Origin of the sequence: Paenibacillus sp. FSL E2-0178 (assembly GCF_038593005.1) — a bacterium.
GTDB lineage: Bacteria > Bacillota > Bacilli > Paenibacillales > Paenibacillaceae > Paenibacillus_AQ > Paenibacillus_AQ phytohabitans.
In genome coordinates this window covers 3630363-3645937 of record NZ_CP151953.1, presented here as the reverse complement: position 1 = coordinate 3645937, position 15575 = coordinate 3630363, and the positions used below count along the sequence as shown (strand labels likewise).

Sequence of the window (15575 nt, the reverse complement as noted above, 5' to 3'; positions counted from 1 at the left end):
GGAACGCAGTTGATCGCAAAAAAATGGCTGCTGTCACTTATGGCGGCATCCCTGCTGATTGTGTATGCAGCTCCCGCGCCGGCGCATGCAGATTCTGCGCCTTATGAGAGCTACAACTATAACTATTGGGAAGAAGCGGTGCCCGCTCCTGCGGCGTATATCCCTGACCGGACCCTGTCCGGCAAGGATCTCGGGGTAGGCGATTTCCGGGAACCCGCCGACATGGTCGTGGCGGCAAGCGGACTGATCTATATAGCCGACAGCGGAAACGGGCGGATTATTTGCCTGGACCCGGACTGGAAGGTCGTTAAGGTCATTAATAGCTTCGATAATCAGGGCGCGGAGGATACATTCAAGAATCCATCCGGATTGTACATTACGGAAGACGGCAATTTGTATGTTGCCGATACGGATAACGGGCGTGTGGTGATCCTGTCCCCGGAAGGGGAGCTGCTCGGCATGGTGGAGAAGCCGGCGTCTGATATTTTGCCGGCAGACTTCAAGTTTATTCCCGTGAAAGTGACTGTAGATCAGGCTGAACGTGTCTATGTCATCGCTAAAGGGATCTTCGAAGGGATCATGCAGTTTGATAAGAATGGCGAGTTTATCGGCTACGTCGGCACGAACAAAGTGCAGCGTGATTATGCCGAATATTTGTGGCGGCTGGTCTCGACCAAAGCGCAGAAAGCCCAGATGGCTCTGTTCGTGCCAACAGAATTCTCCAATATCGATGTGGATGCCAAGGGTTTCCTCTATGCCACCAATATAGATCCAGGCTCCAAGGAGCCGGTCAAACGGCTGAATCCCTCCGGGGAGGATGTCCTGAAGCGGTTCGGATATTTCGATATTAAGGGGGACATCAGATACCGCACGGCAGTTGGACCCTCCAAGTTCACGGACATTAAAGTGCTGGCAAACGGGATGTACAGTGCGCTTGATGCCAATCAGGGCAAGGTGTTCACGTATAACGACGAAGGCGATCTTCTCTATGTCTACGGAGGGAAGGGCAACCAGACTGGGACCTTCAAAATACCGGTAGCGGTAGAGTTCTCTCAGGGGAATCAGCTCGTACTGGACCGTGGAAAAGGCAACATTGTCATCTTCAAGCCGACCCGGTTCGGCACAAGCGTCAATGAAGCGGTGGGGTATCACTACAATGGTGAAGATACGCTCGCTGTGCCGGTATGGAGGGAAGTGCTGAAGCTGAACTCCAACTACGATATCGCGTATATCGGCATTGGCAAATCCCTGCTGATGGACAAAAAAAACAAAGAGGCGCTTAAATATTTCAAGCTCGGAATGGACCGTGACGGGTATTCGGTAGCCTTCAAACGGTACCGGAGGGAAGTCATGCAGGAGCATTTCGGAACCTTTCTGACAGCGGTAATGATCCTGGTGCTGGCTTGGCTGTCTTATAAGCTCTTCAGCTTCTGGAGAAGGAAGCGGCGGTTAACCGCGTCCAGGCAGGCTTCGCCAAACCTTAAGGAGGGGAACGCCCATGAGGCAGGATTTCATTAAATTCCCGCTGCACCTCATTGTGCATCCGTTTGACAGCTTTTGGGATATGAAGTACGAAGGCAAAGGGAAGGTCCGGGTCGCGTTGACGATTCTGCTGCTGGTCGTGATTTCGATGATCCTGAAGGATCAGTTTGCGGGTTTCCTGGTGAATTATAACGACCCCCGGCATCTGAACAGCATCACGCAATTGTTCACGATTATCTTTCCCTTCTTCCTGTGGTGCCTCTCCAACTGGGCGATCACCACACTCATGGACGGGGAAGGCAAATTCAAAGAAATTATGATGGCTACAGCCTATGCGCTAGTTCCGATTGTAATCATTTATGTGCCGATGATCCTGGCCAGCCGGTTTATGGCGGAGGAAGAAACAGCCTTCTATTATCTGATGATGACGATATCCTCCATATGGTTCGTCGCGTTATTATTCGTCGGTATTATGACCGTTCATCAATATACCGTGCTAAAAACCATAGTCACGATGCTGCTCACGGTTATTGTCATGGGAATTGTCGTGTTTCTGGGGACGCTCGTATTAAGCATGCTTCAGCAGATTATAGAATTCTTCGTTAACATTTACCGGGAATTAATTTTCCGTACGTAAAGGAGGCCGCACCTGTGAAAAATCGTAAAATGCTGGTCGCGGTGCTCGCCTGTGCCGCAGTCATGCTTATTCTTGCCGGTTCTGCCGTATTCTTCTCCTCGCGCGGAGTGAAGGCGGTTGAAGCCTCTTCTTATATGGAAGTAACGGCTGAGCTGGAAGCTGGGACCGGGTTCACCGCACTGCCGGATTCGTCCGGGGGTATACCGGGCATGCAGCTTGCAGCAGATGAATCTGAGCTGTCCTTATACTTCAATCCTGAGACAACGGAAATTGCCGTGAAGGATAAAAGCCATGGTCAGATCTGGTACAGCAATCCGGCGGGCCGCGGGCAGGATACCCTGGCTTCGGGATTCGAGAAGGAGCTGCTGTCCTCGCAGCTGAATGTACTGTTCCGTGACTCTATAGGGACGCTTGAATCGTATACGAACTTCGCCCAGAGTATCAGCAGCAAACAATTCACTGCCGAGAGTATCAAGAACGGGCTGCGGATTGTATATACGATTGGAGATACTTCCATCGGGATTGATGCGCTGCCTAAGTTCATCAGCAAGACAAGAATGGAAGAGAAGGTCCAGGCTAATCTGGATGCGTCCAGCGCCAAATATGTAGGGCAGCGTTATTATCCGAAAGACGGTGACCCGGAAGTTCTGGAGCGCATTGATGCCCAGGTCTCGAAGCCGCTGGTGCTGAGCAAAATGACCGCAGCCTTCAATAAATCCGGTTATTCTGCAGAGGATCTGGCCTTCGATAATGAGGAGAACGGAGTGGAGGGCGGCTCGGGAACAAGCAAGCCAAACTTCATCATTCCGCTGGAATACCGGCTGGATGCAGGGTCACTCGTAGTAACCGTCCCGATGAACCAGGTCAAGGAGAGCGGTGAATACCAGATCCGCAGCCTGGAGCTGCTGAATATGTTCGGAGCTGCCGGTCAGCAGAGCGACGGCTACATGTTCGTTCCGGACGGCTCCGGCAGCCTGATCTATCTGAATAACGGAAAAGTGAAGGAAGAGCAGTATGTTCAGCGTGTATACGGCCCGGACCCGAATGATAACAGCTATAGACGCGGGCAGGTCAGCGAGAGTGCCAGAATGCCGGTCTTTGGCCTGAAAACAGAGGATGCCGCATGGTTTGCCGTGATCGAGAAAGGCGATGCCATAGCCAGCATAGCCGCAGATATCAGCGGCAAGAAGAACTCCTACAACTTCATCCACAGCAGCTACACCCTGCGGGGGGAAGATGAGCTTGAGCTGTATACGGGGTCTACCATTCAGGAAATCCAGCTGTTAAATGAAGAGATTTACAAAGGCGATATTGAGGTCCGCTACAGCTTCCTCGGCAAAGATAAAGCCAATTATTCAGGAATGGCTGAGCTGTACCGGAATAAGCTGGCGGCGGAGCAGGTGCTGCAGCCCCTGGAAGCCGGGCAGGATATTCCTTTGTATCTCGATATGCTGGGTGCGGTCGACAAGCAGAAGTCGTTCCTCGGCGTCCCTTACCGGTCCGAGATTGCCATGACTACCTTCGGGCAGGCGGCGCAGATTGCAGAGCAATTGAAGCAGGATGGCGTTGACCGGCTGCTTATGCGCTATACCGGCTGGTCTGCCAAAGGGGTGAATCACGCTTCACCGGATAAGCTGAAGACGGAAAGTGTGCTGGGCAGTAAAAAGGAGCTTCTTAAATTATCAGAGCAGCTGGAACAGGCGGGAGGTATGTTATTCCCGGATGTGGCCTTCCAGAAGATCTATCATGATGATGGCGGCTTCACGCCTTCCTCCGATGCCTCCCGGTTCGTGACCCGGGAAGAAGCGGAGCTCTATCCGTATAACCGGGCTTTGAACCGGATGGATATGACGCTCGGAAGCTACTATCTGTTGTCCCCGGCCAAGCTGCCCTATTATGTGGACAATTTCATGAGCAAGTATGAAGCTTATGGGTTCAACGGCGTATCCCTGCGGGATCTCGGCAGTGTGCTCAGCTCGGATTTCCGGGTCAGTCGGGTCATTCAGCGGGAGACGGCCAAACAAATCGTAGAGGAGCAGCTGGGCAAGCTGGATCAGAGCATCGGCCAGACGATGGTCGCAGGCGGCAATGCTTATGCATGGCCTTACTCCGATCATCTGATCAATGTGCCAATAGCCTCCAGCGGCTTCGTGCTGACGGATGAAGAAATCCCGTTCTATGAAATGGTTGTGCATGGTTACATCAGCTATACGGGGACGCCGGTGAATCTGAACGATGAGCAGGATCTCAAGGTGCAGCTGCTCCGCTCTATTGAGCTTGGTGCCGCGCCGCATTTCTCCTGGTCGTATGAGCCGTCCTCCAAGCTGAAATACACTCATTTTGACGATATGTATGCCACAAGTTATCAGGATTGGTACGGTCAGGCGGTTTCGCTGTACAAGGAAGTCAGTAAAGTGCTCTCTCCGGTACAGAACGCGCAGATTGTGAACCATATACGCCATCAGGAGGGTGTTGTGGAGGTGCAGTACAGCAATGGTATTTCAATCTATGTGAATTACACAGACATGCAGGTTTCCGTACACGGCTTCACTGTCGGAGCCGGACAATATGGGATAGAAGGTGGGCAGTCATGAGGGGGAGCAAGCTCAGCTTAAATCACAAGCGCTCTTGGCTGGGAGTTGCCTTTATTACGCCGTGGCTGCTTGGATTCGTGTTCATGTTCGCGGCTCCGCTCATCCAGTCGGTTAAGTTCAGCTTCAGCAAATTAAACGTTGATCCGTCAGGCTTCACACTGGAATGGGTAGGCTGGTCTAATTTCAATAATGCATTGTTTGTAGATGCCACCTTTAACCGCGTACTCACCGAATCCGTCAGGGATATGGTGCTTAACGTTCCAATGATCCTGTTCTTCAGCCTGTTCTCGGCAACGCTGCTGAATCAGAAATTCCGGGGGAGAGTTCTGGCCCGTGCGATATTCTTTCTGCCTGTTATTCTGGCTTCGAATGCGATCTCGGCGGCAGAAGCGTCCGGACTGATCAACCTGGTGGGGGATGCCACGGCTGTGAATGAACTCGGTCAATCCGGCTCACAGTACAATGTCATGTCTATGGTGATGATTCTGAGTGATATCGGTCTGCCGCTCTCGTTCGTGGATTACATTGTGGATGCTATCCTGCGGATCTATGAGATTATTACGAGCTCGGGTGTACAGATTCTAATCTTCCTGGCCGCGCTGCAGTCGGTTCCGGGGGCGATGTACGAGGTAGCGAAGATTGAAGGGGCGACCGCTTATGAATCCTTTTGGAAAATCACCTTCCCGCTGGTAAGCCCGCTCATCCTGACCAATGTGATCTACACCATTATCGACTCTTTCACGGGTAGCAAAGTAACGCAAATGATCTTCACCACCGCGTTCACCACCCAGAACTTTGGTCTCAGTGCGGCCATGTCGTGGATCTATACGCTGATTATCAGCATCGTCCTGATTATTGTAGGATACTTCCTGTCCAAAAGAGTGCATTACAATTGATTAATCGCAAAGGAGGGTACGGCTATGCAAGCTCCTCAATCTGTTCAGCCTGCTCATAGGGAGGCGAATCACCATAGAGTCCATAAGCTAAAAGGCAAAGCAGTGGATCTTCTATACGCACTGTTCCGCTATGCGCTGGTCATCGGGATCTCCTTCATCATTATTTACCCGCTGCTTATGAAGTTCTCGATTGCCTTCAAGGATAAAGCGGATATTTACAATCCGACGATTTATATGATTCCGGTCCACTACACTATGGATAACATCAGAATGGCGATGCAGATTCTGGACTACTTCCCGCTGCTGGGGAATACGCTGCTCTTCGTCGTAGTGACTACGGTGCTGACCACGGCTTCCTGCGCTTTGGCCGGTTACGGCTTCGCCCGGTTCAGCTTTCCGGGGAGCAATATCCTGTTCGCGCTCGTCATTCTTACCCTGCTTGTCCCTACCAGCACGCTGATGGTGCCGATGTACCTGCATTTCAGAAGCTTTGACATTATGGGGATTATTCATTTGTTTACAGGGAGAAGCGGCATTAATCTGCTCAATACGTATTGGCCATCGATGATTACATCCGCGACTGCCATCGGACTTAAGGCGGGGTTGTTCATTTATATTTTCCGCCAGTTCTTCAAGGGGATGCCGAAGGAGATTGAGGAAGCGGCGCTGATCGACGGTGCAGGGGGCGTGAAGACGTTCCTGCGGATTATGCTGCCCAATGCGGTCTCGCCGATGATTACGGTCATCCTGTTCTGCTTCGTCTGGCAGTATAACGATACCTTCTTCACCTCGCTGTTCATGAGTGAAATTGCACTTATGCCTACGAAGGTCAGCTCGCTGGCCGCGCAGGCCAATGCCCTGCTGCCGGGATTGCTTGGGGTAGGCGGGGGATCGGGTGTTAAGGCGGACCCCAATCACGTAGCGATGATTATCGATACCGGTATCCTGCTGGCGATTCTCCCGCTGATTACCTTATATATGGTGGTGCAGCGTTACTTCGTAGAGAGCGTGGAACGCAGCGGAATTATCGGTTGATCTTCATTTAGAGAGGAATTTAGAACATGCATAAAGAGAAGGCATCCCAATATATAGTGGAGCCTAAGCTGGTGAACCCGCATGCGGATGCGGGTGCGCTTAGGCTAATGACCTATCTGTGCAGCATCTACGGGTCCCGTGTATTAACGGGACAGCAGATCGGTGTCGAATCGGCGCCCGAGCTTGAGATTCTGTACGAAGTGACAGGCAAGTACCCGGCTGTCTATGGTTTCGACTTCATGAATTATTCGCCTTCCCGGACGGAGCGGGGGGCGGAATGCAGTGACACCGATATTGCCATCGGCTGGTGGCGGAGCGGCGGGATTGTCACCTTCTGCTGGCACTGGAACGCGCCCAAGGATCTGATCGATCTGCCGCCCGACAAGACCTGGGGAAGCGGCTTCTATACCAAGGCCACGACCTTTGATCTTGCACAGGCGTTGGATCATCCGGAATCGGAGGAGTATCAATTGCTGCTGCGGGATATGGATGCCATCGCCCTGCAGCTGAAGCGGCTTCAGGCTGCCGGAGTCCCCGTACTGTGGAGACCGCTGCACGAGGCATCTGGCGGCTGGTTCTGGTGGGGCGCGCGCGGCGCTGATCCGTATATCCGGCTGTGGAAGCTGATGTATGACCGGATGACGAATCTGCATAAGCTGAATAACCTGATCTGGGTATGGAACGGCCAGCATGGTGACTGGTATCCGGGTGATGAATACGTTGATATCATCGGGGAGGATTTGTATCCTTCGGCCAGAGACTATAGCTCGCAGAAGGGGCATTTCCAGCGTGCCCGAAGCTATACCGGGCAGAACAAAATCATTGCCTTATCGGAGAATGGAGTGCTTCCGGACCCGGATTCCATGCTGAAGGATCAGGCCCTGTGGGCCTGGAACTGCACCTGGTACGGCACATTTGTGTATATGACTGAAGAGGATGGCCGGAGAGCCTACAGCAGCGGATATACGGAGCGCAAGCATCTGATCAAGTATTATGATCATCCGCTCACGGTAACGAAGGATGAGCTTCCAAATCTGAGGGACGAGGACGAATTAAGCAGCAGTTGAATGAGCATGTGTATTTAGAAATGATTAGGAAGGCGGCCTGAGATGAAGCTGAAACGCTCGTTCGTCATTACCTGTATACTGCTGCTGGCCGTCCTGGTGACGGCAGTTCCTGCGCAGGCGGAAACCCGGGCGAAGAAGAATGCCCTGCAGGCTTATGTTGAATCGCTCGGACCGGGCTGGAACCTGGGGAATACCTTCGAGGCTTCCGGGGATGAAACTTCATGGGGGAACCCGGCCGTGACCCAGGCCTTCATCGGGCAGCTTGCGGAGGAGGGCTATAAGAGCATCCGTATCCCGGTTACCTGGAAGCACAGGATGGGCGATGCTCCTGATTATGCAATCCGGCAGGACTTCATGGCCCGGATTCAGGAGGTTGTTGACTGGTCGCTGGCTGCGAACCTTCATGTGATTATTAATCTTCATCATGACAGTAACTGGGTGATGAACATGGCAGCGGAGCATGATGAGGTGCTGGACAGATTCAATGCCGCCTGGACGCAGATTGCCGGGCATTTCAAGAATTATCCGGATAGCCTGATGTTCGAGAGTCTGAATGAGCCGCGTTTCTCCGACGACTGGAGTAAGGACAGCCCGGAATATTTCACTATGCTGGATGAACTGAATGTGTCCTTTCATACTATTGTCCGGCATTCCGGAGGGAACAACAAGCAGCGGCCGCTGGTACTTTCTACGCTCACTGCTGCCCCTACCCAGGCCAGACTGGATGCATTAGCCGCAACCATCAAGAAATTAAATGATGATAGACTGATAGCAACGTTCCATTACTATGGTTATTATGCGTTCAGTGTGAACCTTGGGGGCTCGACCACGTTCGATAACACGGCCAGGGAGGATCTAATTCAGGCGTTCGACCGGGCTTATGATACCTTCACGGCCAAGGGCATTCCCGTAATTGTCGGGGAATTCGGCCTGCTCGGGTTCGATAAATCGCTGAGTACTGTCCAGCATGGCGAGATTCTGAAGTTTTTTGAATACGTTACCTACTATGCCCATGAGAAAAAAATGCCGCTGATGTTATGGGACAACGGGCAGCATTTCGACCGGCGCACGCTCAAGTGGGTAGACGAGGAGCTTCATCAGGTGATGAAGCAGGGCTGGAAAGGCCGTTCCTCCAATGCGGAGACGGATTCGGTCTATATTCTAAAGGATGCGGAAATGAAGGATACCGCCATTCCCCTGAATTTGAACGGCAATACGTTCACGGCGCTGCTTAATCAGGAACAAGTGCTTGTAAAAGGAACGGATTATGAGCTTGAGGGAGAGAACCTTATCCTCAAATCCGCGCTGCTGCAGAAGCTTGTTACGCAGAAGTACGGAATTAATGCAGCTCTAACTGCCAAATTCAGCGCGGGTGCTGACTGGAGAATGAATATCATTTATTATGATATGCCCAGCTTCATTAGTGCGCAAAGTCCTGAAGGGATCTTCACGATCCCGGCCTGGTTCAACGGCGATAGTCTGGCAACACTGGAGGCTGTCTATACATCTGGCGGCAATGCCGGACCTAATGACTGGACGCCCTTCAAGGAGTACTACAAAGCCTTCTATCCGGACTATACGACCGGAGAGATCAAATTCACGGATGAATTCTGGAAAGAAGTCAAGGATGGGGAAGTGCAGCTGAGGATGCATTTCCGCAGCGGTGCAGTCATCCCGTATACGATTACCAAGACAGGCACTCAAATTGCCGGGGTCTCCGCAGAGGATGCAGAAAAGGCGGCAGCGCTGGCTGCGGAAGAAGCGGACGGGCAGGCTGTAGAGGTGCTGGCGGAATCTGCTGATCCGGCATCGGCAGATACTGCAGCAGCAAATTCAGTGGAGAATTCTGCTGAAGCTGTCCAGCCAGAGGAAGCCAGCCAAGGCAGCGATACCTTAATGATCCTGCTCGCTGGATCGGCGTTGATCGTTGTAGCGGCAGCGGTCATGTACCGGCGGAGAGCGGGTAGAAGATAGGCTTAGCGGATAACGAAACAGCAGCAACCGTGGACGGGAGAATCATGTCCTGGTTTGCTGCTGTTATTTTTGAACCCATAAACGCATGATTAATGTTCGCTGGTGTTCATTAGACTTTGCAGACGTGCAGCTGTTTCGGCAGTAGCTGTATAAATCATGATCTTCAGATCTGGATGGCCCTGGGGCTGTAGGGTCATATGTTCGAACTCCAGCTCCCCGATGCCCGGCGCATTCCACTGTTTGTGGCAGTCCGTTACAACCTGAACATCATGCAGCGGCCATTTCTCGCGGAACAGCGGGCTGCTCTGCATAAATTCCCCGATAAGCTCCTTGAACCTCGGGTCATTAGGAAAATGTGCGTAATCCGCACGAAAGCGTGCAACGATTACTTCTGCTTTACTCTCCCAGTCCTCTGGATTCATTCTTCGTTTCCCGCCCGTCAATAACAGCCGCATCCAGTTGGGACGCTCCTGCTCACCCTCTGAGAATGAAGGAAAGCCGAAAACCAGCTCCGCTGCCTGATTCCATAACAGCAAATCCCAGCTTCTCCCGATTACGAAGGCCGGATTCGGCTCCATGGCCTTAATCATCCGTTCCAGGCCTGTATTCAGTTGCTGATCTTCTACGGCCTGCTGCTGCACAGGTCTGGCAAGAAGATGAAGATGGTGACGTTCGTCTTCAGTCAGCCGCAGCGCCTCTGCTATGTTATTCAGTACATCCTCTGAAGGATTGATACTTCTTCCCTGCTCCAGAGAGGTGTACCATGAGGTTCCGATGTGGGCAAGCTGGGCCACTTCTTCCCGGCGGAGTCCCGGAGTCCGCCGTCTTCCATAAGAGACTAACCCGGCTTCTTCAAGAGTCAGACGTTCCCGGCGCGAACGCAGAAATTCTCCTAACGGCATTCTGGAAGAAACCTCTTCCATGTTGAACTCCTCCTTATCCTGACACTGACAGTCCTACGATAAACGCAGGAAGGATGCCAGTTACACATTCTATTATACTGCCAGTATAGCATCTATAAACTTAGGAGGATTTGAACTATGAATATATTTGTAACTGGAGCCACCGGTAAAGTAGGCAGCCGTTTCGTTCCGCGTCTGCTGCAGCGCGGTCATCACGTTAAGCTGTTGATCAGGGATGCCGCCAAGGCGGATGGGCTCCGGGAGCAGGGGGCAGAAATTGTAGAAGGCGAGCTTCTGCAGCCGGAGCATTATGTGGAGGCTCTCAGGGGGATTGATGTTGTGTTTCATCTGGCAGCTCAGTTCCGCGGGGTAGACGAGAATACTACCTGGATATCCAATTTCGATGGCAGCATCGCTCTGGCCAAGGCAGTGCTGGAGGCGGGGGTGCCAAGGTTTGTTTTTGCGAGCACCAATAATGTCTACGGCTCCGGAAGTAACGCGGGACCCAGTCAGGAGGATGACGAGCTGAAGCCTGCGTTTGCTTATCCGCAGTCCAAAGCCAAGGCTGAGGCAGCGCTGCTGCAGCTTCATCATGAACAGGGATTAGGCCTGCGCATTGTAAGGCTGCCCTTTGTCTACGGTGAGCGGGATCCGCATATCACAGAATTTCTGCCGCTCGCAGGCAATTGGAATCCGGCAAAACGAATGCATATGGCGCACCATGCCGATGTGGGTCAGGCCCTGCTGCTCGCTGCTTCCGCAGACGGGATAGATGGCCGGATCTACAACGTCGGTGACGATGCACCGATCTCCATTGCGGAGCTGCAGAAGCTGCATCATTTTGAAACCTCCCCGGAAGCGCAGCAGCAGGAATTCAATCCATGGGAGGGTGTCATTGATACCACCCGGATCAGGGATGAATTACATTACCGGCCGATTTTCCCGTCATTCTATACGGCTAGGGATGCAGGTGCACTTTAAATTGGATTTATCTTCTCCCGGCAATCTGGTATACAATATACAATAGTAGTGCATTTTCTTGACCGCAGGCTTCTCTTCAGAAGCTTGCGGTTTGTTGTATGAACAGTTTGAATAAGATGAACTAAAGAACTACACATAAAGGCAAAAGGTAACGGAGGGGAATTTTGGAATGGAGGAGCGGTAGCGTCCGCCTTTGTGTCCGGATTTCATCCGCAAAAGGCGGGTTAAATCAAGAAATCTGGACACAACAGCTGCTGGAAGGCCAAATATTCACCGCAGTTACGTCCTCGCCCAGCTGGGGGGGCTTAAGTTGATCTATAGAGATCATGATTCAACCGCAGCCAGCAGGGCTATTGTATAGAGATCGTTATTACATAGGGAGGCAGGCAAATGCTGAAATCATTGCAGGCTATTGAAACATACCGCGAAGAAGGAAGACTCCCCGGTGAAGGCTGTCTGTGGCTGGGATATATCGTTCAGGCCGAGCAGACGATTGTGAACCTCGAACGGGTGGAGTCACTGGGGGAACTGGAGCAGCAGAGTCCGGTGCTGGATTACGTAGAGCGGAGCCTGCGCGTATTGGACAGTCTGCCGCTATCCTACTGGATCAGGGAATTGGCTGAAGAGACGCTGATCTGGTCGGAGACTGCCAAGGGCGGTACGATCCGGCAGCGCAGAAGCTGGCAGGAGGACGGCATTAATATATTTGTGCATAATATCGGTTCGGCACAGCTGTACTGGCGTTATGCAGAGGATGACCGGGAGGACGCTGCCTCTGCGGATAAGCGGCTGATCGTGCACCGGCTGATCGAAACCCATGGGCTGATCGGGCAGCAGATCCGCGGCGAGGTTCCGCCTTCGGTCAATCTTCCGTTATCCGGACTGGTGGAGCAGGGGCTGCTGACTGCAGATGAGCTGGAGCGGCTGCTGTTCGCCCTGAATCACTGCATTATCTCTGCCGTAGCCCCGGAGCTGTGGCAGGAGGTTCGCCCTCAGGTGATGGAGCTGATTGCCGTAATCTCCTCAGGGAATCTGCATGATGAAGTCCCCATGAAGGAGCGTCTGCGGAGAATGCGCTCCGGGTCTATCGCGCAGGGCGAGGATTATGAGACGGAGTGGAGCAGTCTTGTGCAGGAGGGCTTCAATCCTGCTGTACTGGAGCCGCTGCAGCCTGTCACCTTCTGGTATGTGGAATCAGCACTGCAGACCTTCTCGCTGGAGCAGTTTCTCAAAGTAGTAAGCCTCTCCGCTAGCAGTGATTTGTCCGCTCTGAACCATATCAGCTTCGAAGCGGTGATGAATAGCATTTATTATGACTACAAGGGCAGCAAGAAGATCAACGTGTACAAGAAACGGATCATTGAGAAATACTTGTCTGAGCTGGACTGGACAGAGATCTACAGCGGGGAGCAGCCTTCTGGCAATCCGCATCTGTTGCACCGGCTGCTGCGGAAGGAGCATTTGCCCGACACGCTGTTCTTCAACTTCGAATTCTCCCCGGCGGCTGAGAAGCTGATTGAATTCTGTATAGAAGCCGAGAAGTCGGCGCTGTATGAACGGGCGGTGCTGCTGCTGTTCGATCTGTTCGATCTGCGCCGGGATGCGTTCGACCGCTTCCATAACGAGGATACGTATTTAAGCCAGATGAATGATACGGCAGATTATAAGGCGGTTATTCTGGATTACGTCACCGGCCGCAAGGTGCTGGACATCGGGCCGGGCGGCGGGGTGCTGCTGGATCTGATCGAGCAGCGGATGCCGGACGTGATTCCGGTGGGCATCGATATCTCCAGCAATGTCATTGAAGCATTGCGGCAGCGCAAGCAGCGGGAAGACCACCGCTGGGAGGTGCTCCAGGGCGATGCGCTGAACCTGAAGGATTACGTGGAGGCGGGGACGGTCGACACAGTGATTTTCTCCTCCATCCTGCATGAGCTGTATTCCTATGTCCCGCTGGACGGGAAGAAGTTCAATCACGGGACGGTTGCGGCAGCGCTAACCAGCGCCTTCGGGGTGCTGGCGGACGGCGGAGTCATTATTATCCGCGACGGTATTATGAGTGAGCCGGAGGATCAGCAGCGGAGAGTACGGTTCCTGGAGGATGATGGAATGGCGTGGCTGGAGCGGTATGCTAAGGATTTTGCCGGCCGGAGTATCCGGTATGAGCAGCTTAGCGCCCGGGAGGTCCTCATGCCGGTGAATGATGCGATGGAGTTTCTGTACACGTATACGTGGGGCGAGGAAGCCTATATCCATGAGGTACAGGAGCAGTTCGGATATTTCACTCCGGCGCAATATGCCGCGTTCATTGAGCAGACGCTTGGTGATCAGGCGAAGATTGAAGTCTTCCGCCATTACCTGCAGGAAGGGTATACGGAGGCGCTGCAGGATCGGGTCGTGGTGATGGATGAGAGCGGGCAGGCGGTCGCACTGCCGGACAGCACCTGCTTCATTGTAATCCGTAAGGCAGGCTGAAGCCGGGCGCTTGAGTGGAACATAAAAGGGGCATTACCACAGCCGTGTCCGGGTCTGGTAATGCCCTTTTTCGATAAACTGACCGATCAGTTGGTAGCCGGCAGCCTGGATTTCCTGAAGCCGGCCACACTGTAGACAATCAGGGCAACCCAGATGAAGGAGAAGCTGACCAGTCTCCCTTGTGAGAAGGGCTCACCAAGCAGGAATACTGCCAGCAGCATACTCGTCGTCGGCGAGATGTACTGGATGAAGCCGACCATGGAGAGCGGGAGCAGCTGCATAGACTTGGCGAACCAGAACAACGGCATCGCCGTAGCGGCTCCGGACAGCAGCAGGACGATCATCAGCAGGGGAGACAGCGAAGCGAACGTTCCTGTGCCCTGCGACTGAATGTAGATCAGATAGCCCAGCGCAACTGGCATGGCCATCAGTGTTTCCCCGGTCAGGCCGAGCAGAACATCGAGCCCTGCAAGCTTTTTGGCCAGACCATACAGGGAGAACGTGACCGCCAGCGCAATTGCCACCCATGGAACCTGCCCGTACTGGACCGCCATAATCCCCACACCGGTGCCTGCCAGAAGAATAGACGCCCATTGCCACGCTGACAGCTTTTCCTTGAGGAAGATGACCGCAAACAGAACGCTGATGAGCGGATTCATATAGTAGCCGAGGCTGGTCTCCAGCACGTGATTATTGTTCACAGCCCAGATGAACAGGAACCAGTTCATGCTGATGAAGAAGGAGCAGAGGACAACTGCTACGGTGCTTTTGGTGCTTGAAAAGATAGTCTTCAGCCGCCCCCACTGCCGCGAGCACGTAACCAGTACAGCTACAAAAACGAAAGCCCACACAATCCGGTGCCCAAGTATTTCCCATGCGGGCATAGCCTGGAACAGCCGCCAGTAGAGCGGCAGAAACCCCCAGATGAGATAGGATAGAACGGCATAAATAATGCCTTTTTTCATAATGACACCCCTGCTCAAAGAATCAGAAGAATGGAAATATTAGGTTCAATTCGTTCATTATATCAGGCATTCCGCATCCTGTATTTAGCTGAGCTTCGCTCCGTAAGCACGATAGACGAAATGCTCTGTGTTGAACAACAAAAAGGAGCCGCGTGACTGCGGCCCCTTCACATTATTAATGAAATCTGTATCGCTACTTAAGCGTAATGTTAAGTAAGCTGATTTTACCGCCCTGCACCTTGAACTCGTGTCTGAACAGCTGCGGAGCGGGAACGCGGTTCTTGTTAAATTCCCCTTCCATCTCTGCTGTCACAGCGACGGACTCCCCGGATTCTTCTATTTCCATGATCGTATAGCGGACCTTGGCAGAGAACAGCTCTGATTCTCCCCAGGCCTGTATAGCCTCCCTGCCCGCAATCTCTTTACCGTTATCCTTAACGCTGGCGCCGGGAGTGAACAATTCAATGAAGGCCTCAGGCTGATATTGGTTAATGGCATTGTAGAACTCCTGTACCTCACTCGGCATAGTGACATGTTGATTCATGGTGATCTGCCTCCTGTAAGTAG

General features: G+C 52.8%; 12 protein-coding genes. 9 read left to right on the top strand and 3 right to left on the bottom strand.

All coding sequences use genetic code 11. From position 1 onward, the window contains the following. The first annotated feature begins 9 nt into the window (after positions 1 to 9). Genes MHI42_RS15915 through MHI42_RS15885 form a run of 7 tightly spaced genes read left to right on the top strand, consistent with a single transcriptional unit; the run spans position 10 to position 9685 of the window. Positions 10 to 1518: an NHL repeat-containing protein gene (locus MHI42_RS15915; protein WP_342424415.1), complete on the top strand. Its 1509-nt coding sequence runs from the start codon at positions 10 to 12 to the stop codon at positions 1516 to 1518. Continuing rightward, positions 1499 to 2119, top strand: a complete 621-nt coding sequence (locus MHI42_RS15910; RefSeq protein ID WP_042133771.1) for a YIP1 family protein — start codon at positions 1499 to 1501, stop codon at positions 2117 to 2119. Before MHI42_RS15915 ends, MHI42_RS15910 begins: the two co-directional genes overlap by 20 nt. 14 nt (positions 2120 to 2133) lie before the next feature. Continuing rightward, positions 2134 to 4713, top strand: coding sequence for a DUF5696 domain-containing protein (locus tag MHI42_RS15905; RefSeq protein WP_342424414.1), 2580 nt, complete (start codon positions 2134 to 2136; stop codon positions 4711 to 4713). Then, positions 4710 to 5609, top strand: a complete 900-nt coding sequence (locus MHI42_RS15900) for a sugar ABC transporter permease (RefSeq protein WP_171720627.1) — start codon at positions 4710 to 4712, stop codon at positions 5607 to 5609. Before MHI42_RS15905 ends, MHI42_RS15900 begins: the two co-directional genes overlap by 4 nt. 24 nt (positions 5610 to 5633) lie before the next feature. After that, a complete protein-coding gene (locus MHI42_RS15895; RefSeq protein ID WP_171720626.1) occupies positions 5634 to 6644 on the top strand; it encodes a carbohydrate ABC transporter permease in 1011 nt (336 codons plus the stop codon). A 26-nt stretch (positions 6645 to 6670) separates the two neighbouring features. Beyond that, positions 6671 to 7711, top strand: coding sequence for a glycosyl hydrolase (locus MHI42_RS15890; RefSeq protein WP_342424413.1), 1041 nt, complete (start codon positions 6671 to 6673; stop codon positions 7709 to 7711). Between the two features lie 42 nt (positions 7712 to 7753). Continuing rightward, positions 7754 to 9685, top strand: a complete 1932-nt coding sequence (locus MHI42_RS15885; protein WP_342424412.1) for a cellulase family glycosylhydrolase — start codon at positions 7754 to 7756, stop codon at positions 9683 to 9685. An 89-nt stretch (positions 9686 to 9774) separates the two neighbouring features. Here MHI42_RS15885 and MHI42_RS15880 read toward each other — a convergent pair whose 3' ends face one another. After that, a complete protein-coding gene (locus MHI42_RS15880; protein WP_342424411.1) occupies positions 9775 to 10608 on the bottom strand; it encodes a helix-turn-helix transcriptional regulator in 834 nt (277 codons plus the stop codon). A 117-nt stretch (positions 10609 to 10725) separates the two neighbouring features. Between MHI42_RS15880 and MHI42_RS15875 the strand changes: the two genes are divergently transcribed. Both MHI42_RS15875 and MHI42_RS15870 read left to right on the top strand, forming a co-directional pair. Next, positions 10726 to 11568 (top strand): NAD(P)-dependent oxidoreductase, encoded by an 843-nt coding sequence (locus MHI42_RS15875; protein WP_342424410.1) that lies wholly within the window; start codon positions 10726 to 10728, stop codon positions 11566 to 11568. A gap of 390 nt (positions 11569 to 11958) precedes the next feature. Further along, positions 11959 to 14043 (top strand): class I SAM-dependent methyltransferase, encoded by a 2085-nt coding sequence (locus MHI42_RS15870; RefSeq protein ID WP_340989132.1) that lies wholly within the window; start codon positions 11959 to 11961, stop codon positions 14041 to 14043. Positions 14044 to 14129: 86 nt separating this feature from the next. Here MHI42_RS15870 and rarD read toward each other — a convergent pair whose 3' ends face one another. Then, entirely contained in the window at positions 14130 to 15008 is an 879-nt protein-coding gene (gene rarD / locus MHI42_RS15865) for an EamA family transporter RarD (protein ID WP_340989131.1), read from the bottom strand. A 193-nt stretch (positions 15009 to 15201) separates the two neighbouring features. Beyond that, positions 15202 to 15552 carry a nuclear transport factor 2 family protein gene (locus MHI42_RS15860; protein WP_076247214.1) on the bottom strand — a complete coding sequence of 117 codons (351 nt, stop codon included), beginning with the start codon at positions 15550 to 15552 and terminating at the stop codon, positions 15202 to 15204. Positions 15553 to 15575 lie beyond the last annotated feature (23 nt).